Annotated in this window: 20 protein-coding genes and 1 tRNA gene; 8 read left to right on the forward strand and 13 right to left on the reverse strand. The window is 62.5% G+C overall.

The features are described from left to right. Positions 1-15: 15 nt before the first annotated feature. The 3 genes from V1294_RS25535 to V1294_RS25545 all read right to left on the reverse strand — a co-directional run bounded on the left by V1294_RS25535 (position 16) and on the right by V1294_RS25545 (position 3,271). Positions 16-417, reverse strand: a complete 402-nt coding sequence (locus V1294_RS25535) for a DUF2177 family protein (protein WP_334500973.1) — start codon at positions 415-417, stop codon at positions 16-18. Positions 418-528: 111 nt separating this feature from the next. After that, on the reverse strand, positions 529-2,265 hold the full coding sequence (locus V1294_RS25540; protein WP_334500975.1) for a methyl-accepting chemotaxis protein: 1,737 nt from the start codon (positions 2,263-2,265) through the stop codon (positions 529-531). Positions 2,266-2,395: 130 nt separating this feature from the next. Beyond that, positions 2,396-3,271, reverse strand: coding sequence for a DMT family transporter (locus V1294_RS25545; protein ID WP_334500977.1), 876 nt, complete (start codon positions 3,269-3,271; stop codon positions 2,396-2,398). A gap of 273 nt (positions 3,272-3,544) precedes the next feature. On the opposite strand from V1294_RS25545, the gene V1294_RS25550 reads away from it, so the two are divergent. Next, positions 3,545-5,803 (forward strand): cation:proton antiporter domain-containing protein, encoded by a 2,259-nt coding sequence (locus tag V1294_RS25550; RefSeq protein WP_442895385.1) that lies wholly within the window; start codon positions 3,545-3,547, stop codon positions 5,801-5,803. A 125-nt stretch (positions 5,804-5,928) separates the two neighbouring features. On the opposite strand, the gene V1294_RS25555 is transcribed toward V1294_RS25550, so the two are convergent. After that, positions 5,929-6,375, reverse strand: coding sequence for a hypothetical protein (locus tag V1294_RS25555; RefSeq protein WP_108518287.1), 447 nt, complete (start codon positions 6,373-6,375; stop codon positions 5,929-5,931). 337 nt (positions 6,376-6,712) lie between these two features. Between V1294_RS25555 and V1294_RS25560 the strand changes: the two genes are divergently transcribed. Both V1294_RS25560 and V1294_RS25565 read left to right on the forward strand, forming a co-directional pair. Continuing rightward, positions 6,713-6,970: a hypothetical protein gene (locus V1294_RS25560; RefSeq protein WP_334479648.1), complete on the forward strand. Its 258-nt coding sequence runs from the start codon at positions 6,713-6,715 to the stop codon at positions 6,968-6,970. Positions 6,971-7,109: 139 nt separating this feature from the next. After that, positions 7,110-7,186: transfer RNA gene (locus V1294_RS25565), tRNA-Arg, on the forward strand. Positions 7,187-7,255: 69 nt separating this feature from the next. On the opposite strand, the gene V1294_RS25570 is transcribed toward V1294_RS25565, so the two are convergent. Continuing rightward, positions 7,256-7,519, reverse strand: coding sequence for a hypothetical protein (locus V1294_RS25570; protein ID WP_334500979.1), 264 nt, complete (start codon positions 7,517-7,519; stop codon positions 7,256-7,258). A 151-nt stretch (positions 7,520-7,670) separates the two neighbouring features. On the opposite strand from V1294_RS25570, the gene V1294_RS25575 reads away from it, so the two are divergent. Further along, positions 7,671-8,291 (forward strand): TetR/AcrR family transcriptional regulator, encoded by a 621-nt coding sequence (locus tag V1294_RS25575; RefSeq protein ID WP_334500981.1) that lies wholly within the window; start codon positions 7,671-7,673, stop codon positions 8,289-8,291. A 36-nt stretch (positions 8,292-8,327) separates the two neighbouring features. Beyond that, positions 8,328-8,858, forward strand: a complete 531-nt coding sequence (fabA, locus tag V1294_RS25580) for a bifunctional 3-hydroxydecanoyl-ACP dehydratase/trans-2-decenoyl-ACP isomerase (protein WP_334479645.1) — start codon at positions 8,328-8,330, stop codon at positions 8,856-8,858. 547 nt (positions 8,859-9,405) lie between these two features. On the opposite strand, the gene V1294_RS25585 is transcribed toward fabA, so the two are convergent. The 4 genes from V1294_RS25585 to V1294_RS25600 form a co-directional block, all read right to left on the reverse strand. Next, on the reverse strand, positions 9,406-9,750 hold the full coding sequence (locus V1294_RS25585) for a hypothetical protein (protein ID WP_334500983.1): 345 nt from the start codon (positions 9,748-9,750) through the stop codon (positions 9,406-9,408). A 332-nt stretch (positions 9,751-10,082) separates the two neighbouring features. Next, positions 10,083-10,499, reverse strand: coding sequence for an EAL domain-containing protein (locus V1294_RS25590; protein WP_334500986.1), 417 nt, complete (start codon positions 10,497-10,499; stop codon positions 10,083-10,085). Then, the gene (locus V1294_RS25595; RefSeq protein ID WP_334500988.1) at positions 10,480-11,496 is read right to left on the reverse strand and encodes an alpha/beta hydrolase; all 1,017 of its coding nucleotides are present in this window, start codon (positions 11,494-11,496) and stop codon (positions 10,480-10,482) included. Before V1294_RS25595 ends, V1294_RS25590 begins: the two co-directional genes overlap by 20 nt. A gap of 476 nt (positions 11,497-11,972) precedes the next feature. Then, positions 11,973-13,148 (reverse strand): cupin domain-containing protein, encoded by a 1,176-nt coding sequence (locus tag V1294_RS25600; protein ID WP_334500991.1) that lies wholly within the window; start codon positions 13,146-13,148, stop codon positions 11,973-11,975. Positions 13,149-13,473: 325 nt separating this feature from the next. On the opposite strand from V1294_RS25600, the gene V1294_RS25605 reads away from it, so the two are divergent. Continuing rightward, the gene (locus V1294_RS25605; RefSeq protein WP_334500994.1) at positions 13,474-13,842 is read left to right on the forward strand and encodes a hypothetical protein; all 369 of its coding nucleotides are present in this window, start codon (positions 13,474-13,476) and stop codon (positions 13,840-13,842) included. Positions 13,843-13,861: 19 nt separating this feature from the next. On the opposite strand, the gene V1294_RS25610 is transcribed toward V1294_RS25605, so the two are convergent. After that, positions 13,862-14,329: a hypothetical protein gene (locus V1294_RS25610; RefSeq protein ID WP_334479636.1), complete on the reverse strand. Its 468-nt coding sequence runs from the start codon at positions 14,327-14,329 to the stop codon at positions 13,862-13,864. A gap of 142 nt (positions 14,330-14,471) precedes the next feature. Further along, positions 14,472-15,053 carry a hypothetical protein gene (locus V1294_RS25615; protein WP_334500996.1) on the reverse strand — a complete coding sequence of 194 codons (582 nt, stop codon included), beginning with the start codon at positions 15,051-15,053 and terminating at the stop codon, positions 14,472-14,474. A 270-nt stretch (positions 15,054-15,323) separates the two neighbouring features. On the opposite strand from V1294_RS25615, the gene V1294_RS25620 reads away from it, so the two are divergent. Continuing rightward, positions 15,324-15,719: a VOC family protein gene (locus V1294_RS25620; RefSeq protein WP_334504821.1), complete on the forward strand. Its 396-nt coding sequence runs from the start codon at positions 15,324-15,326 to the stop codon at positions 15,717-15,719. A 176-nt stretch (positions 15,720-15,895) separates the two neighbouring features. Here V1294_RS25620 and V1294_RS25625 read toward each other — a convergent pair whose 3' ends face one another. Then, entirely contained in the window at positions 15,896-16,345 is a 450-nt protein-coding gene (locus tag V1294_RS25625; RefSeq protein ID WP_334479633.1) for a hypothetical protein, read from the reverse strand. 237 nt (positions 16,346-16,582) lie between these two features. On the opposite strand from V1294_RS25625, the gene V1294_RS25630 reads away from it, so the two are divergent. Then, complete coding sequence (locus tag V1294_RS25630; protein ID WP_025590730.1) at positions 16,583-16,933, forward strand: GrlR family regulatory protein; 351 nt, start codon at positions 16,583-16,585, stop codon at positions 16,931-16,933. Positions 16,934-16,940: 7 nt separating this feature from the next. Here the strand turns inward: V1294_RS25630 and V1294_RS25635 are convergent, their stop codons facing one another. Next, positions 16,941-19,622: a PAS domain S-box protein gene (locus V1294_RS25635; RefSeq protein WP_334500998.1), complete on the reverse strand. Its 2,682-nt coding sequence runs from the start codon at positions 19,620-19,622 to the stop codon at positions 16,941-16,943. Positions 19,623-19,631 lie beyond the last annotated feature (9 nt).

Raw genomic sequence — 19,631 nt, forward strand, 5'->3', positions numbered from 1 at the left:
TACGCTTTGCCCACCCTACATTTTCGGCACCACCCAATCCGCCACGAGCAATCCGGCGGTCGAGGAGACCGCCGTCACGAACGCCCCCCACGCGATGTCGACGACCGCAACCGGCCAGCTCCAGTGCTTGAGCAGCGCCAGCGAGGTCAGGTCGAAGGTCGCGTAGCAAAAGAAGCCGAACAGCGCGCCGTAGAGCAGCGTCGATTGCCAGGTAGCGCCCGGCCCGCCGCTGACGAAGATCACGACGCCGGCGACATAGAGCAGATAGAACAGGATCGCGGGTGCGAGCTTGATCTCGCCCAGCATGTTGCCGACCTGGGAGGTGAGGAAGTCCCTGGCGACGACGCCAAGGAACAGGAAATCAAGGGGGATGATTACAAGCAGCGTCACCAGATAGAGCGCGGCGTATCGGTTCACGGAAGCCCTCCAGCCCGGGAAACGAGGGCAGTCATTCGCAGTATGGAGAAACTACGAATCCGGAGGCTTCCGGTTTCACCAGCGACGCGATGCGTCGCCGCGACGATGCGGTCAGGCAGCGCGGACGCGGTCGAGGAATTTTTCGACCTCGGCCTTCAGGTGCAGGCTCTCGCTCGACAGATTCTGCGCGGACGCGAACATCCGGCTCGAGGTCTCGCCGGTCTCGTCGGCGCCCTGCGCGGCGTTGCGGATGTTGGCCGCAACGTCTGCCGTGCCGCTGGCCGCCGCGCGAACGCTCTGGGCGATGTTCTGGGTAGCGCCGCGCTGCTGCTCTACCGCCGCCGAGATCGAGGTGGCGATATCGCTGATGCGTTCGATGGTCTGGCCGATCGCCTTGATCGCGCTGACCGACTCTTCGGTCGCAAGCTGCATGTTGCCGATCTGGCTGGAAATCTCCTCGGTCGCCTTCGCGGTCTGGCCGGCGAGGCTCTTGACCTCCTGCGCCACCACGGCAAAGCCGCGGCCGGCATCCCCTGCCCGCGCCGCCTCGATGGTGGCGTTGAGCGCCAACAGGTTGGTCTGCTCGGCAATCGAGGTGATCAATTTCACCACGTCGCCGATCCGGGCGCCGGCTTCGGACAATTCGTTGATGCGCTGGTCGGTGGCGGCCGCCTGCTTGACGGCGTCGGCCGCGATCCCGTTCGATTCCTGGACCCGGCGGGTGATTTCGGCGATCGAGCTGGAGAGTTCGTCGGAGGCGGTCGCCGCGGTGCGGACATGCTCGGAGGCGGTCTCCGAAGCGCCGGCCGACTTGCCCGACAGGCCAGCCGTAGTCCGCGCGGTCTCGGTGAGCTGCTGCGCGACACGCTCGAATTCGCTGGAGGAGTTCAGCACCTTGTCAAGGATGCTGCCGACGCTGGTCTGGAACTCGTCGACGAAGCTCCGCAATTCAGTCTTGCGCTGCTCGGCAGCGGCGGCGGCAGCCGCAATCTGTTCGTCGCGCAGGCGACGGCGTTCGACCGAGTTGTTCTTGAAGACCGCGAGAGTACGCGCAATCTCGCCGATCTCGTCCATTCGGTCGTGGTAGTCGACCTCAACCTCGGTGTTGCCGTTGGCGATTGCCGTCAGCGAGGCCGTGACCGAGATCAGCGGCTTGGTCACCCGGCGCACCAGCACCATGGTCAGCATCATCACGAGCAGCGCAGCGATGCCGGCTGCGATCGCCATGTTCTGAATGGCGTGCGACAGCATGCTCTCGTAGTGCGCCATGGGAATGCCGACATAGAGAAGTCCGATCACCTTTCCGGCCGGATTCATGATCGGGTAGTAGGCCGTCATGAACGTCTTGCCGAACAGCGTCGCCGGCCCCCGGTAAACCTCGCCGCGGCGCACGACCGCCTGCCCCGGATGGTCGGGGGCGAGCTGGGTGCCGACGGCACGGTCGCCGTTCTCCTTCTTGACGTTGGTGGTGCGGCGAACGAACTGGTTGCTGGCATCGTCATAGACGAACAGCGTCGCGTTGCCGCCGGTATAGCCGACTGCACGATCGACGATCGCGTGGTCCTTGAACTCGGGCATCTTGGCAATTTCGGCGCGGACGACGGCCCCGTCCTTGATCGTAATCTTGGCGTCGCTGTAGGTCTCGGCAAACGCCAGGCCCAGGGTGCGCAGGTTGACCTCGATGTCCCGCAGCGCCCGATCGCCGAACTCGGAGGTAAGCGACCAATGGGCCGCTCCCACCACCAGCGCGGTATTGACCGCAATCAGAAGGATGGCCGAGATAACGGCTTTGGTGCCGAGCCGCAGCTTGAGCGCCGGCAGGAACTTTCCAATGGATTGCGTAGTCATACGAGAAATCCCCCAAAATCGTGCCCAATCTGACCCGTTTTGCTTACGATCGCCTTAATGGGCACAACCCAGAGAAAATATTGAGAAGCCTCATGAAATTTATACGTGCATGAAGGTCGAGAACTCTACTTCAAACTGAACGGCGGTTGACCACCAGCACCGCAGCAGCACAGGCGATCATGCCGACAATCGAAACCGCGTCGAGCTTCTCGCCGAACAGCACATACGCCATCAGCGACGTCACGGCCGGGACCAGATAGAACAGGCTCGCCACCGACGTTGCGGCCGAGCGGCGGATCAGCCAGTACAAGAGTCCGATCGACCCGATCGACAACACCACGGCAAGCCAGGTCAGCGCCAGGATGAACTCGGTGGTCCAGTGCACCACATTGGTCTCGAACAGCCATGCGCCGAGGCCGAAGAACATCGTCACCGCGACGTATTGCACGAGATTGCCGGAACGCCAGTCGATCGTGCTGCAGTAGCGGCGCTGGTAGAGCGTGCCCAAGGTGATGCTGACCAGCGATATGGCCGAGGCGAGCCATCCCCAGCCCGCCTCGCCGCTCATCGGCCGGTCGTGCAGGATCAGCACGACGCCGGCGAGCCCGAGCAGCAATCCGCCCCATTGCAGTGGCGTGACGCGTTCACCGAGCCAGCGGCTTGCAAGCGTCGAGGTAAGAATCGGCTGCAGCCCTGGGATCAATGCCGAGAGCCCCGCCGGAATCGAATGCGCGATCGCGATCGCCGTGCCGCCGAGATAGATTCCATGCACCAGAATGCCGGCGACGGCGCTGTGCGCGATGCCGATGCGATCCGGCCAGCGTGGCCGCGCGATCGCCACGATGATCGCCATCAGCCCCACGACGCAGGCCATGCGGATCGCGAGATAGGTCAGCGGCTCGGCATTGTTCAGCACATATTTGGTGCCGATGAAGCCCGTGCTCCAGAGCACGACGAAAATCGCCGGCGCCGCGCGCGCGGCCATTTTTTCGAAGTCGCCAGTCATTTGCGCCCCTGTTGCCCGATCATATGCCACGCGGCAAGGACTGATCGCGCCGGGCTGCCGAGCGCAACCACCCCGGCCGCGATCCAGGCGCCAAACATTCGTTCAGCTGCCAACGCCGCGCGGCCGGATTCGCGTTCGATCCAGCGATCGGCGCTGCCCCCTCATGCCAAAGGTTCGTTAGCCGCTTGAAACCAATCAGCATGAACGCAATTGACTCCGGAAAGGCACGGAATCCAAAAAACTTCCGAATCGCGGATTTTGGGGAATTAAGCGATGGCAGTCAGATGGTGCCGGTCGCGAACCTTGTGGGCGCTCGCTGCATTCCTGCTGATGACAACCATCGCCAGCGCCGAGGGAGAAAAATCAGCCCGTCCGTCCGAATTCCTGCTGCTTGCCCAGATCGCACTCCTGGTGGCGGTTGGACGCGGGCTCGGCGAAATCATGCAGCGGATCGGCCAGCCATCCGTGATCGGCGAACTGTTGGGCGGCCTGTTGCTTGGCCCCTCCCTGTTCGGATGGGTCTGGCCCGCCGCGCACGCCGCGATCTTTCCCCCCTCGCCCGAACAGAAAGCGCTGATCGAGGGCATCGCGCAGGTCGGCATCCTGTTGCTGTTGCTGCTGACGGGGATGGAAACCGATCTTAAGTTGGTCCGCAAGGTAGGCCGTGCGGCTGCCTCGGTATCGATTGCGGGGATCGTGGTCCCATTCATCTGCGGCTTCTCGCTCGGCCAGGTTCTGCCGCAGAGCCTGCTTCCGCATCCCGAAACCCGCCTCGTGGCCTCGCTGTTTCTCGGTACCGCGCTCTCGATCTCGTCGGTAAAAATCGTCGCTGTGGTCGTGCGCGAAATGAACTTCATGCGGCGGAATGTCGGCCAGATCATTGTTGCCACAGCCATCATCGACGACACCATCGGCTGGATCATCATCGCCATGATCTTCAGTCTGGCATCGCACGGCACGCTCGATGTTTTTTCCGTCGGTCAGGCCGTGCTTGGCACCCTTCTCTTCCTGGCCATCAGTTTCACCGTCGGCCGACGGCTGGTGTTCCGCCTGATCCGCTGGACCAACGATTATCTGGTGAGTTCAGCCGCGGTGATCACCGTCATCCTGCTCCTGATGAGCACGATGGCGATGATCACGCACCTGATCGGGGTTCATACCGTGCTCGGCGCGTTCGTCGCCGGCATCCTGGTCGGCGAATCGCCGATCCTGACGCGGCAGATCGACGAGCGCTTGCGTGGCTTGATCACGGGTCTGTTCATGCCAGTGTTTTTCGGTATGGCCGGCCTGAGCACGGATCTGACCGTGCTTCGGGATCCTGGTCTGCTGATGCTGACGGGCGCGCTGGTGCTCATCGCCAGCATCGGAAAATTCGGCGGCGCGTTTGCGGGCGGCGCGCTTGGTGGGCTCACGCCAAGGGAATCCTACGCGCTGGCAAGCGGAATGAATGCGCGCGGCTCGACCGAAGTCATCATCGCCACCATCGGTCTTTCCATGGGGGTACTTAGCCAAAACCTGTTCTCGATGATCGTGACGATGGCGATCCTCACCACCATGGCGATGCCGCCGATGCTTCGCGGCGCGCTTTCCCGTCTTCCGCTCGGGAAGGATGAAAAGGCGCGCCTTGAGCGCGAGGAGTTCGAGCAAAAGGATTTTGTCGCGAATCTCGAGCGCCTGTTGCTCGCCGTGGATGAAGGCGCGAATGCGAAATTTGCCTCTCGTGTCGCGGGCCTGCTCGCAGGAACTCGTGGCCTGCCAATTACGGTTCTTCATGTAGGTGCCCGTGCAAAGCAACAGGAAGGAAAGCGCCAGGATGAAGAGAGCCACGAAGCGGTCGTAAGAGAAGCCGCCACGAAAATCGCAGAGGCCGACCAAGAGAGCGTGGGCGACGTCGAGATAACGACGCGTGCCCGGGCTCAAAAGGCCGCCGATGCCGTCGAGGAAGAGGCGCGAAAGGGATTCGATCTTCTCGTTGTCGGAATGGAGAATGTCTTGGGCAAAGACGGCTTCGACCAGAAAGTCGAAGACGTCGCCTCGGGCTTCAAGGGGCCTGTTGCTCTCGTTGCGGCAAAGGGCGTCCACCTCAAGCAACCCGCGGGTGCGGAGTTCAGGATCCTGGTTCCGGTTTCCGGAAGTGCCGTATCGCGACGCGGTGCGGAGGTCGCGGGCGCGCTGGCGCGCTCGAGCCCTTGTCCACTCAGGGTGGTTTATGTGTCCACGACGAGGGACAAAGGCGCGCGCCGGCGCGGCGCCAGCATGTCACTCGCGCGCGAGGAAGGTATTTTGAAAGACGCCGCCGCGGCAGCGGCCCGCTATGATGTCGACGTCAGAACGACGCTGCGTGCGAATGCGACTCCTGAAGAGGCCATCTTGCAGGAGATCGAGACCAGCGGCGCCGATCTCGTCATATTGGGGGTCGATCGGATGAAGGGGGATGCGCTGAACTTTGGCGGCGTAGCCGCCGCGATTCTCAGCAAATCAAAAGTGTCGGTGCTGCTGATCGCGGACGGAGAAGCCAACCGGAAAGACTAGAGCATTATCGGTTCTGATTGAATCAGAACCGAAGCTCTAGATTCTTGTTTTGACGCGTTTTCTTTACGCGAACCGGTATCCACTTCGCTCAAAAACGCTATAAGCCGCGGCAGACTTGCTGCGCCTCACCACTCTTCCGGGCAGGCATCGACGATCTTCCAGAGCTCGCCGCCGTTCTTGATTTTCTTCATCTCGGTGGTGAGCCCGCCATTGCGGCGGATCCAGTCCTTCACGGTGTCCGGGTAATAGGACATCAGGTCCGACGTCCCTTCCAAACTCGTGACCTTCATGCCGAAGGTGAAGGCTTTGTCGTAATAGGCCTGGTGGAAACCGAGGCTCGCCTTCGGCGTCACGCAGATCTTGTTCATCGGCACGATGCCGAACACCAGCGTGCAGGCCGAGTTGCAGATGCCGTCGATGATGACGCGCTCCTTGCGGTCGCGGATGCGCTTGTACTTGGCCTTGTACTCCTCGACATATCCGCCGTGATCGCGCCTAATATGCAGGTCGGCGCGCGCTGGCGTCGCGACCAGAACCGAGAGGGACAGCAGGGCAAGGGGCGTGATGCGCATGGGTCGATCGGGAACCGGATAGCCTTTGTCAGACGCGGGATAAGTCGGCCCGTAGAGTCAGGACCGGACAGCAAAACTTTGGCCGGACTGTGTTGGGAATTCGTTAAGCATCCCTTGAGGCCAAAAATGGGCGCGTTACGATGCTTTTCCGCAGCTTTTCTACCCGCTTCTCCTAGAATGCGAAATCAGATCAGCCAAAATGTCAGGGAAAACGGGCTTCGATCGAATCAGAGGTTCAGCGTCTATCATATTGTTTTGACGTGCTTTTCTTCACACCAACGGCTATCCGCTCAGCTCGAATTCGCACCTGTTTCTGTGAAACTTCCGGAGAATCGAAATGACCAAAGCGAAGTTTTTCGTTGCCGCCACCCTCCTCGCCACCGCGACCCTCGCCCCAGGTCTGGCCGACGCCCGCCATAATCGGCACCACCTGCACAATTGGGGGCTGCCCTACCCGATCAGCTACCTGCACAATTACGGCCCCGGCCTGCAGCCCGGCACCTTCGCCTATTACGACGGTCCCTCTACCATCCTCTGCCGCCAGGGCGCCGCCGCCTATATCGGCCAGGACCGCCGGCGGTATCCCTGTTACTAGAGCGAAGTGGGGACCGGTTCGCGTCAAGAAAACGCGTCAAATCGAGAATCTAGAGCCCCGTTCCGATCTCAATCGGAACAGGCTCTAGGCATCCGCTGCTGGCCCTGCCGGGCCAAGTCTGATAATCGGCAGACCGCACGCGCTCGTAGCTCAGCTGGATAGAGCATCGGATTTCGATTCCGAGGGTCGGGAGTTCGAATCTCTCCGAGCGCGCCAATTTCACTATTGCGATGTTGAACCCTGCCGTTGCCGCAACGTGCGTTGCTGGCCATGTGGTCACGGTGGTCATGCAATGCGCAAATCGTCCACCCATGCCTCCCCCGTCGGAATCACGTTCATGCTGCTGGACGCAGTGACCGTGAGTTCGAGCTCCGCCCATCGTGCTCCTCGATCGGGAATCGGCACGGATCGTGTGGTCCATTCGTCTTCGGCTGGATCCGAATGCGAGGCTGCATCAACGACCTCGCCATCGACGGTGACCCGAAAGCTCGCCTCGTCGCCGAATGGCACAGCCACAGACAGCCGGAGGCGACGGCGGTAGCGCAGCATGAGTGGCCGACCCGGTAGCTCGATGGTGATGGCAGCCGTCTGCCGTGCCGGTTTAAGCGGAAGCGCTGCTACCTGCCAGGGAAATGTTCGACTTGAGTCCCGACCCGGAAGTCGATATTGAATTGAATTCAATTCAGCGATTGGATCAAAGATGACCCCAACAATCGCGACACGAGAAAGATTGGTCCGAGCGGCCCAGGACGAGCTCATCCAGTGCCATGGCCATCTGGAAATGCAGGCCGTCGCGAAGCGCGCGCGGGTTTCGGTCGGGCTGGCCTATCACCACTTTGGATCGAAGGCGGGCTTGATCGCCGCCGTTGTTGAAGCGTTCTACAGCCGTCTCGATGGAGAGGTTTTCAATGACGCGTGCCGGCCCTCGGAAGGCTGGGCAGACAGGGAAAGGCGGCGCATAGCCTCCTATATCGCCTTCCACTACGAGCACCCCTTCGCACCCCTCGTCATCGGCGCCTTGAGCCGCGCGCCCGAAGTCCTCGATGTCGAGCGAGCTTTCACCAGCAAACAGCTCGCCGGCGGCGCATGCATGATCGAGGCGGCGCAGCGTGACGGCTTCGTTCCCGATCACGTCGATCCACATCTCACCATCGCGCTCATGATCGGCGGAATTCGCCAGGCCCTGATCGGTGCCCTGCTGAGCGAAGCGCGACCCGATCCGGAGAAACTCACGGATGAAATTTGGGCCTTCATAGCCGGAGCCCTGCGCCTGACGGCTGGCGCCGGCATCAAAAAAACCGAACGCGACAAAGTCGCCTGACGCCGAGCTAGCGGCAGCCAAACGAAGGAGTTTGCCTTGTCCAACCCTCGCGACTTTCACGCGCCGCAATCGTCCTACACCAAGGAAGATCTGCTCAGATCGAGCGAAGGCGGTTATTTCGGCCCGGGCAATGCCCAACTGCCGGCACCGCCCATGCTGATGATGGACCGTATCACCGAGATCAGCCTGGACGGCGGCGAATTCGGCAAGGGCCACGTTATCGCCGAGCTGGATATCACGCCTAGCCTCTGGTTTTTCGACTGCCACTTTCCCAGCGATCCCGTGATGCCGGGATGTCTGGGTCTGGACGCCATGTGGCAGATCGTCGGCTATTGGCTTGGCTGGTCGGGCTCACCGGGCAAGGGCCGCGCCGTCGGCGTCGGCGAGGTCAAGTTCCGGGGGCATATAACGCCAGACGTCAAGCGCGTGCGCTACGAAGTCAACATGCGCCTCGTAAGGCGTGGCAAGCTGGCTGTTGGCATTGCTGACGGCAGCGTGTTTGCCGACGACGCATGCGTGTATCTCGCCAAGGATATGAGGGTCGGACTGATCGCACCTGCAATCTGAGATGCGGTCCGAGGAGACTGTGGCCTTTTCATCGGCCGCAGCCCACCGCGCCCCTCACAGCCGAGCGCCGTCAAAAACCAGCAGGCATGCCGATCAGGAACAAATCCAGATGATCGCAACCGCAATCGGGAGACCCAGACCAAGCGCGCCGAAAATCGCCAGGACGAATTCGGAAAGCAGACTTGCCTGGTGTCGTACGCCAGGTGACGACATGACGTTACTCCTTGGAGCCCCGCGAGCCTCAGCCCGCCCCCAAGATGAACGATCAATCGCGCCTCGGACCAAAGCCCGTGGCGACTCTCTACAGAGGGGCAATGCTGGGGCGTTATGGTTAACAAGTGGTTAATGGCATAAAGAGAAGTTTGCAGACCGCGCCTTGACGACGCGCCGCTTGATCGTGAATCGCGTGCCGGCGGTGCACACGTCGTTTCGGCCAATGTTCCGGAAGAGCGCCTCGCCGGCATCGTCGGCCGCTCCCCCGTCTCGCCCGCCGCCGTCAAGGAATAGCGCCTACTCGGCGCCATTCCTTTTCAGCGGCGCACGCCGATCAGAATGAGCAGCCATACGCCGTGAGCGAGGCCTTCGTCGCATCCAGCGTCTGCTTGCAGGTCGATTCCATGGTCGCCTTCGCCGATGGATTCTTCGCCATGTCGACCCACGCCTTGCGCGTCTGGTCGATCTGCGTCTTGTACATCGCGCGCTGTGCCTCGGGGACCTTGGAGACGATGCAGGCATCGTATTTGGTCAGGAAGTCGTCACAGGCTGCGATACCCGTGCTCTGCGCGTGAGCCGTGGTGACGCCCGCGAGCAAGGCGATGCCCGCCGCGAGTGACAGCACTTGTCGGCGGTTCGCGCTCGAACCTGCCGCGGCCTTCGATGTTGCTTGACGCATAACTCTCATTCCTCTGTATCAACTGAATAATTCGGATCGCCGGCAAGCGCCCGGCATCGCCCGTATCTCCCCGATCTATCCGCAAAGCGTCGCGCGCCGACAACCGGTCGGCGTTGCGCACGTTGAGCAGTTCAAGCGTTGAGCAGTTCGAGGCGAGACCGGGCACCTTCATGCCGGCCACGAATAAATGTTCCGTCAATTTGGCGACATTAAGGGTGACAGCGTGGTGACATTGCGACGGCCCACGCGATCAATGACAGGTTGTCGCCATCATGTGCGATTCCGCTGCACTGTGCGGCAACGGCGCTACGACATCAGGTGTCGATCGAATCTCACCCGGCCACGGCGGCGAGTCGCGGATGATCCGACATGCGGTAGCTAGCGATGAACCTCTCGACCTCACCCTGCGGCATCGGCTTCGCAAAGAAATATCCTTGCATCGTCGAGCAACCGAGACGGCCGATGATCTCGACCTGCTCGGCCGTTTCCACACCTTCGACCACGCAGTCGAATTTCAGGTTGCGGCACAGGTCGATCACCGTCTTGACGATGTTGCGGGCGTTGTCCTGCGTCGCGATATTGCGAATGAAGCCCCGGTCGATCTTGATTTTGTCCAGCGACAATTGATGGACATAGCTCAGGCTGGACTGCCCCGATCCGAAATCGTCCAGCGCCACCTTCAATCCCATCGATCGCAGAATCCTGCACCGCTCGTAATAGGCACCCGCTTTACGCGGCTGAGGTATCAATCGAACGGCGTATCACCCGCCGCACTTCCGCATTGGACAGGAACAAATCGTGGTTGATGATGCCCCAGCCGGCCTCGGAGGCATCGATGACGCGCACCCCGAGTTGCTCGATGGCGGCCTTCTCGGCGGCGCCGACCCGTGTCATCCCGCCAGCCAGTCGTCCCGACAGCGCCAGAGCGCGGTCGTTCGTCGCGGCGACGACGGTGATCTTGCGGCCGAGCGGACCGATGCGGACAACCGCCGACGAGAACACGTCCATATCGATGTCAGGTGAGGCAAACACCACGGCCCCGATCTTGTCCGTAACGCTGTCGCCATTTCGCGCATAGAGCTGGCGCAGGCTTTCGAGCGTCAGCATGGTGCCCATACTGTGCGCGACGATGTGAACGCGGCCGACGCCGCGAGCCGTGACGGCGGATTGGAGCACGCGTTCGAAGCCATCGCGCGACCACATCGCGCTGTCACGGTCATAGGCGTAGTCGAACAATCCCGCCTTGGACGGCCAGGAGAAGACCATCGTCTGGCCGCGGAATTTGATGCCATCGGCAAGATGTGCGGCATCGAGCGCCGCTGTCTCAAATGTTTGCTTGAAACCGTGCACATAAATCAGGACGTCGCCTCCGCCGCTGGCGAGAAGATCGCTGACCTCTCCCGACACCGGCTCGACCCCATCGAGACGCCAATCGCCAATACCGGCTGCGGCGAGCGAGAAGCGGCTCTCGTCAGGCGGCACCAGCTTCGCCCGGCCGACGGTCATCCTTGTCGCGCGCTCCGGCCCGAACCAGGGTTTCGTCCGCCCGCCGTTCACCGGCTTGCGCGTGGTTGCAACGAGCAATGTCGGCTCCGCCGAGAGCGACGCCGCATCGTAACGCGCGCCCGTCGCGCCCAAGTTGGCGCAACCGCCGAGCGCGAGCACGCTGGCTGAGGACGCAATCCCACGCAGGAACGCGCGGCGGGACGTAATAGCCTCGTCTTGCAGCAAATGTCGAACGATCACGCGGAACCTTTGGGAACACGGCCTTCGCAGACCTGCCGCCGCAGGTCTCTCGAACTAGGATGGCGAGAAAAGGGCGGGCGATGACGATCGAACGTCCAGTTCCGTCGCGATTCCGTGATCCGCAGGCGGCGCAACGAAACCATTTCGATCCGCCGCGAAGTCCTCCGGAAACAAAGGTCCCCTACGGTGTTATCAATCAAACCCCGGGGTTAGATCATGTTTGTATCGGTCCTCAACCTCATCTACCGCGAGTTCCTCAAGCGTGCCCTTCTCGGCATGACCATACAGGGAGGAAGGCTATGACCGAGGTCGTGACGGCATTCCTTATCTTCGTCAGCATCGGCATATTCCTGGCTCACGCATTTGACGCCTACCGCCTGCGCTAGATCGGCGCGATAGCACACGGACGCAATTGCGCCACGAGATCAGTCGACGTTTTAATGCACGCTTGTTAATCCAGGCTTGGCGGCCCTCTCCTATCGGGCCGCCCCATCCTTGCCGGCGATGAACACGTCGCGATCCGGGAATTTTCCGAACACTTCCGCCGGTTGGCCAAAATTCGTGGCGAGCACATCCTTTGGATTTGCCGCGATCCATTGCGACAGGTCGATGGTCTCGTAGATGCCGGCATTGAATCCGATCAGGATGCGCGCCGGTCCGCTGCCGACATTCTCGATCGAGTGACCATAGCCTTGCGGGATGTAGCCGACGTCGCCCTTCTGCAATCGCTCGACCCGGTAGCGGCCGTGCGAGCCGAACAGAGTGACGCTCACCTCACCCTCAACGACGTACTGCCACTCGTCGGCGTTCGGATGCCAGTGCAGCGTCCGCAGCGCGCCGGGATCGAGATCGAGTACGACGCCCGTGATCGTCTTCGCAATCGGGAAGCTCAAGGAATCGACGCGCCACTCGCGGCCGCCCCGATAGGTCGCATGCGGCGGCTGCGCCAGCAGGCGGTATTTATGGGTCTGCGGCGGCAGCTTCCAGCCCTGCAGCGGCTTCGACGGCTCGGCAGGCGGCAGATTGCCGCGCGCAAAATACACTTCCTCCTTCGGAAACGTTGCGAACGCTGCTTCGGGCAGGCCGAAATTCTTCGCCAGCAGCGCCGGCGGCGTATGTCCGACCCAATCGGTGATGCTGAAGGTGCCGAATTCGGAGAAGTAGCCGTTGTCGAAGATCAGGATGAAGTGACAGGGCTTATCGCCAAGGCATTGCAGCATGTGGCCATGGCCGCGCGGGAAGTACCAGACGTCGCCGGGATCGAAATCGTTGGTCTCGGCGAGGCCACCTGGGTCAACGACGGTGGTGCGGACGCGGCCCTCGAGAACGAACGCCCATTCCGCCGCGGTGGCGTGCCAATGCAACTCGCGCATCGCGCCGGGCTCAAGCCGCATCGAGACGCCGGCGATCCCCTTGGAGATCGGCAATTGCGCAACCGTCGCCTCCTTGCCGTAACTGTTGCCGATGACCTTGCCGTCCGACTTCTCCAGCGCGAATTTGAAGGTCGGCAGATCCTTGCCCGCGAGCGTTGGGTCCGGAACATTGTTCATGAAACTCGGGTCGCCGCCGGCGGCCGGCTGCGCTCCGCCCAGCGCTGCCAGCGAGGCAATGCCTGCGGCGGCCAGAAACTCCCGACGTTGCGGATCGGACATTGATGCTCTCCCTCTGCGGGCCAGCGAAATGCTCCGGCGCCGCCCACGCGACCGCCGAAGGGAGTGCCCACTAGACTACAAAGCTGGCGATGGGGTGTGCCGACCACAAGCGGAGCGGCCCGGGGCAACGAGACGTCAAGCAAGGTCCGGCCCTCCGGGCGGCCGCAGGCTCAATTGAATGGCTATTAAATCAACAAGTTAGACAGACGCTCGGGGATGATGCTAGAGAATGCAGGCGCGCAGCGGGACTTCGATTCCGAGGGCTCGGGAGTTTCTGGTCTCTCCAGGCGCGCTCGTTCGGCTTGCAGCTATTCGGACATTTCACATGAGAAAGATCATACTGACGCTGGCGATCCTGTATCCGGCGGCGGCGCTGGCTCAGGGGACCGCCCCCGCCAATCCTCCGACCATTGGCGGCAAACCGCTGGTTGTGGTCGGGTCGCAGAAAGCTGCTGCGGGCAAGAAGGAAAAAGAAAAGCCTTCATCGGTCGCCCAGAAGTTGCAGGCCTGCCAGGACATCGACGATGCGACCAAGGAACGGCTGAATTGCTACGACGCCGTTTATGCGCCGCAGCCCAAGCCGAAGGCGCCGGCAGCGAAGGGCGTCAATGACTGCCGCTTCCTCAAGGAGGAAGACGAGCGGCTGACCTGCTACAACGGTTTTGCGGATAAGATTCCGAAGCTGCCGCGCTAACTAAATCAGGCGGGGCACCCTACCAGGTGCTGTTCCAGTTCGAACCGCCGAAGAAGCCGAAATGCGACTGCTGCGCGACCCGCATTTGCGGCGGCTGCGCGAACTGCATCGGCGGCGCCTGACGGCTCTTGGCGATCTTGCGCTTGCGCTGAACCTGCGGCTCGGGCTTCTTCGCCTCCGGGGGCACGAACTGGGCAAACGTCTCCCGCGCGCGGGCCTGGGCGGTGGCATCGGCCGAGGCCACGGCAGGCACCGACGGCGCGACGGCCCGGGCCGTCACAGTCGGCGGAACAATCGTCGGAAGGCTGGTGTCATAAACCACCCGCTCCGGCGGCTTCTGGTCGGAACGAATGCGAACCACGGTCTTGTCGACCGAAGGAGCGGTCTGGCTGGCCACGACGGCCTGCTGCGGGACGAGCGCATCGATCGCCAACAACAGCGCGAGCAGCACTCCGCCGACAAACAGGAAATAACGCGCTACGGGCATCGATCTCGCTCCCCCCGCGCGAGCACCGCGCGGTTCAATCGCCTAACGGGCGATACACCAGTTAGTTCCTACCCCACCGGCAAGGTTCAAAGGCGGCGATCACATTTTCGGGTACGGGAGCGCGCGTTTGATTCGCACAGGGTTAAATTCGGCTGGCTGTAACCACTGAACATTTCGCCTTATTTGCGTTGACGTTGACGAACCCGACCAGCATGCCGGCATAGCGCTTCCGGCTCTTCATGTTCACGGTATCGGGAATGATACGCCTGCGGTCGGTCAGGTGGCTGCCGTCCCGGCGGGCGAAACTGCAGGCGATTTCGATATCCCTCACCGCGTAGTCATTGGCGTTGCGGAGCGTGAAGGTCACCAGCGCTTTCGAGCCCAGTCCGCCCCTTCGCCACGACTGCGAAATAATTTTCAGGCCGTCGAGCGGCGACGTGGCGGATTCCACCGTTTCCGGCGGCGCGATGTCGAGAGGCGCGGCAGCCGGGTTGGCATCGGTCGGCGCCGGGCTCGACAGGGTCGCCTGGGTCCCGGCCGTGTCGTCGTTGCGGGATGTATCTTGCGTGACGCGGGTGACTTCAGGAGACGTTGCAGTGGCATGCCCCTCGGCATCGCTTGCTTGCGGGAGCATCAACCATATGGCGCAGCCCGCGATGGCGATGGCCGGTAGCACGGCGAGCCGTGCTTCGGACTTCCCGAACGACCACCCGGCGATTCTCATAGCCGCGCCCTCACCCCGCAGCGCCGGCGATTGCCGTGCCGCGCACGAAAAAAGCCCTACGGGCGTTTCCCCGTACGGCTTCTGTCACGACCGCCGCTGTACGGATCCCGCCGCCCGTCAACAATCACCCAGAGCAGAAATGGTTTCATGCCACCTCGACAATATTGCGGCGGCGGCCCAACCGGGATGGAATTGCGGATGCGCGGCGGCTACATTGGCCGCGCCGCAACCGGCCTTGAGCGCCGCAACAACAATAATGGGGAGACCGAAATGCCGACCGTCGATTGGGCACTTACTTGGGATCATGTTCATCTGCGCAGCCCCGATCCCGAAGCGACCGCGGCCTGGCTGGAAGACATCCTGGGCGGCGAGATCATCCGTGGTCCCGGGCGGATCGACGTCAAGCTCGGCGGCGCCAATGTGTTCATCGCACCCGTCACCGCCGGCGACGGCGTCAACACCCCGCCGGTGACGCCCTATCAGGGTCTCGACCATTTCGGCCTGACCGTGAAAAACATCGACGCGGTCGCCGCCGAGATCAAGGCCAAGGGCGTCGAGTTCACGAAGGAGCCGACCACCATCCGGCCCGGCGTACGCATCTGCTTCATCCGCGGGCCGCAGGGCATTTCGATCGAGCTGCTGGAGCGCGACAAGAAATACGCGTGAGCGTCGCTTGATCCTCATGGTGAGGAGCGCGGCACGCGCGTCTCCGGACGATGCTGCGCATCGCCGTGCGAACCATGAGGCCACAAGCGGGCCTGCATCATTCGAGACGCCGCTGGCGCGGCTCCTTCGGAATAAGCGCAAGAGCGCTTATTCCGAAGATGAGGATTGATGGTTGCTCACGTCATGCTGCCCGGCATGAAGCAGCGGATGCTCAATCCTTGATAACCGCGCATCGGCCAGACCATGGTTCGGCCGACGCGATTTGGTTCGGTGATCACGGCGTCGTCAGGCACCTCGTGCCATTCGCCGTCGATCCGCACGCGGTAATGCCCGTTGCCGGACTCCCAATCGACATCGCTCAGCGCATATCCATCAGCGTCGGAACAGCACGGCCCCTTGCCGCTTCTCAGACTGTCGAACCATTGCTTCAGCGGTGAGTTGGCATAGCGTCCGTCGGGATCGCGGGCCTCGCCGCGATCGGCGGCGAGCGGCAACATCAACAACACGCTGCCGATCATCATCCACTTTTTCCAGCGGCCCGCGCGATGACGGCCCGTAGTTTCACGGTTGCTGTTTCCGATGTATGGGTGCGGCACGTGGCCGCCGGAATTGATCCAGTTGGTCACCTGTTTCTCTTGCTCCAGCACCCGCCGGCCGGTGCCATACTGAACTATGCATTTCGCGGGCCAACTTGATTCGGTCCATCGTCCATCACCCTCGCATCACGTCGGAGTGGTACGCTTCGCGTTTGCTTCCTGCACGGGGAATTGGCAGGCAGCCTGACGCGTTGACGGTGCATGCCGCACTTTGGCATAACTCCTTGACCGGCTTCCGTGGGCGCGGCGGCCGGCATCTGGGACGTCATGAAGAACGGGCTCTATTCGATCCACGTCACCCTGCTGGATGGGCGCATCGGCAAGGGCAGTGGCGTCATTCTGTTCCGGGACGGCCAGATCCTCGGTGGCGACGCCTATCTGTTTTATACCGGCAGCTACACCGTCAAGGGCGATACCTTCAAGGGCGAGGTCCTGGTGCAGCGCCACACCACCCCGCGCGACAATGACAATCCGCTGTTCGGCGGACCTAACCCCGTCGGCATCGGCGTATCCGGAACTTTCACCGACACCCGCGGCAGCATGAATGGAACCGCGCTGGTCGGCAAAGCGAGCCAGATCTTCGGCGCCACGCTGCACAAGCTGGCTGACATCAATTAGCAGTTCCCTATTCCGCCGCCTGTTCCAGCGGCGCGGTGCGCGGCAGGATCATCTGGATGCGCGTGCCGCCGCCTGGCTGGGAATCGAGATCAAGCCGGCCGCCCAATCGCGTCGTCACAATGCTGTAGACGATGTGCAAGCCGAGCCCGGTGCCGCCCTGGTCGCGCCGCGTGGTGAAAAACGGATCGAAGGCGCGGCGGCGGACGTCGAGGCTCATGCCGATGCCGTTGTCCGAAAAGATGATCTCGACATTGTCCTTGCCGGACTCCCGCACCTGGATATCGACCGTGCCGGGCTTGCCGTCCGGGAACGCATGCGCCACCGAATTGAGGAACAGGTTGGTGAGCACCTGTCCGTAAGGGCCGGGATAGCTGTTCATCATCAGATTGGGCTGGCACTCGACATTGAGCGTCAGATTGTGTTTGCGCAGGCCCGGCCGCAGGCTCATCACCACCTGCTCGGTGAGATCGCCGAGGTCGAAAGAGCGCTGGTCGGAATAGTTGCGGTCGGCGGCGACCTGCTTGAACGACTGGATCAGCTCGGCGGCGCGGTTGAGGTTGGCGACGAGCTGTGATGATGCATCGCGGCTGGTCTCGAGAAAATCGTTCAGGCTGGAGCGCCGCAGTTCGCCGCGGGCGACCTCCGCGGTAAAGTTCGACGTCTTGCGCTCCAGCGCGGACGCAACCGTCAGGCTGATGCCGACGGGGTTGTTGACCTCATGGGCTACGCCCGCCACCAGCCGGCCCAACGCCGCGAGCTTTTCCGCCTCGATCAGCGAATTCTGCGTCTCGCGCAAGTTCCGCAGTGCCCCCTCCGCCGAGTCCTTGGCCTTGCGCATCTCGGATTCGACGCGCTTGCGCTCGCCGATGTCGAGCGCGACGGTGACGATGTTCTCGATCTCGCCGGCCGCATCGAGGATCGGCAGCTTGTTGACCAGCCATTGCCGCATATGGCCGGACGCATCCTTGTATTCCTCCTCGTAAAAGCCGAGCTCCTTGCCGGCCGCCAGCACCCGCTTGTCGGGCTCGTCGGTCTTTGCGGCGCCGTAGCGCGACATCAGATCCGCCGTGGTGCGGCCGATTGCATCCCCCGGCTCGACCCCGAAAATGCCGGCCATATAGCGGTTCATCAGGACGTAGCGGAGCTCCTTGTCCTTGACGTTGATGACCGCGGGCACGGTGTCGATCACCATTTGCAGCAGGCGGCGGCCTTCGGCGATCGCGTCCTCGGCCCGCTTCTGGTCGGTAATGTCGCGCACCGTTCCCTCGTAGCGGACGATGACGCCGGCCTCGTTGTGCACGGCGCTGGCGCTGTCGGAGAGCCAGAGCACCAAGCCGTTGCGCGTGCGAACCTGGTACTCGTATTCACGGACCATGCCGTCGCGCTGCATCAGCCGCTCGTATTCCGCCCGCGCCTCCGGATGGACATAGACCGTACCCGCGATGTCGCCGATGCCGTTGATCAGATCCTGCGGCGTGGCATAGCCCATCATCCGCGCCAGCGCCGGGTTGGCGTTCAGCAGCGTGCCGCCGGGCGTCGTGACATAAATTCCGTCGACCGAGGACTCGAACAGCTTGCGGTAACTTTCCTCGGCAAGCCGCTGTTCGGCGAGCGCGCGCACCGCCGCCTCGCGCGCCGCGTCTGCGTCGACCAGCGTTTGCCGGAATACTTCGGCCGCGCGGGCAATGTCACCGATCTCGTTGTCTACATCCGTCGCCGGGATCGAGGCGTTCTTTTCGCCGCCGGCCACCGCGCGGATCGAGGTTGCGATCGCGCCAAGCGGACGCACAGTGCGGCGAACCACCAGCAATGACGCGAATATCCCGATCAGCACGCCGGCGGTGCCAAGCACGATGCTCTGCCACTTCGCTTCCGCCAGCGTCCTGGCAAAATCACGCGAGAGGACGCGACCCCGCCGCTCACTGACCTCGCGCAGCAATTCCGTGACGCGCTGGATCAGGCGGCCCTCTGCGCCCAGCACTTCCTTGTCGATGTCCGATATCTGCCCTTCGCGCCTCGATATGCCGATAATCACGTCGGCATAACCATCAACAGCCGCGCGAAGCTTCGGCTCCGTAATGGTCATCGAGCGCATGCCCTCTGCGGCATTTTCGGCAGCGGATGGATTACGCGCCAGCAGCGCCGAGGCGATCCGGCTCTGGGCCTGAAACAATGCCGACGCAATGTGAGGATCGGGCGTGTCGGCGATCGCGGCATCGAACCTCTCCCGCAAGGGCGGCAGGGCCACGATCATTTCGGCGCGGCGATTGATCAGCGCGGAAATGCGCTCGATGCCGTTTCGATAGGTCGTCAGGCGCTCGGTGACGCCGTCGATCATGTCCTGCTGCTCGGGGGCGAGCTCCAGCCGCGTCTTCTTCAAGACGTCGCCGAGCGCGGTCGCGGCTTCGCCGACCTGGACCGACTGCGTGCCGGGGTCGGTAACGAAATCCCGCGCGGCGAGCCGCAATTCGTTCATGCGGCGGTCGATGTCCTGGGCGAGGTCGCCGACGCTCTGCAGCCGCTGCAGCTCGGCAAAGGTCGAATCGATGTGGCGGATGGCGATGACACTGGCGGTCGAGGTGATGATAATCACCGCCAGCACCAGCATGAAACTGCCGAATGTCAGTTGGCCGATCGAAAGCGAGAACGATCGCGGCGGCAGCGAATTCGGCGGCGTTTCAGCGGTCATGTGGGTCGG

The sequence above is a fragment of the Bradyrhizobium sp. AZCC 1678 genome (genome assembly GCF_036924765.1).
Taxonomy (GTDB): Bacteria; Pseudomonadota; Alphaproteobacteria; order Rhizobiales; family Xanthobacteraceae; genus Bradyrhizobium; species Bradyrhizobium algeriense.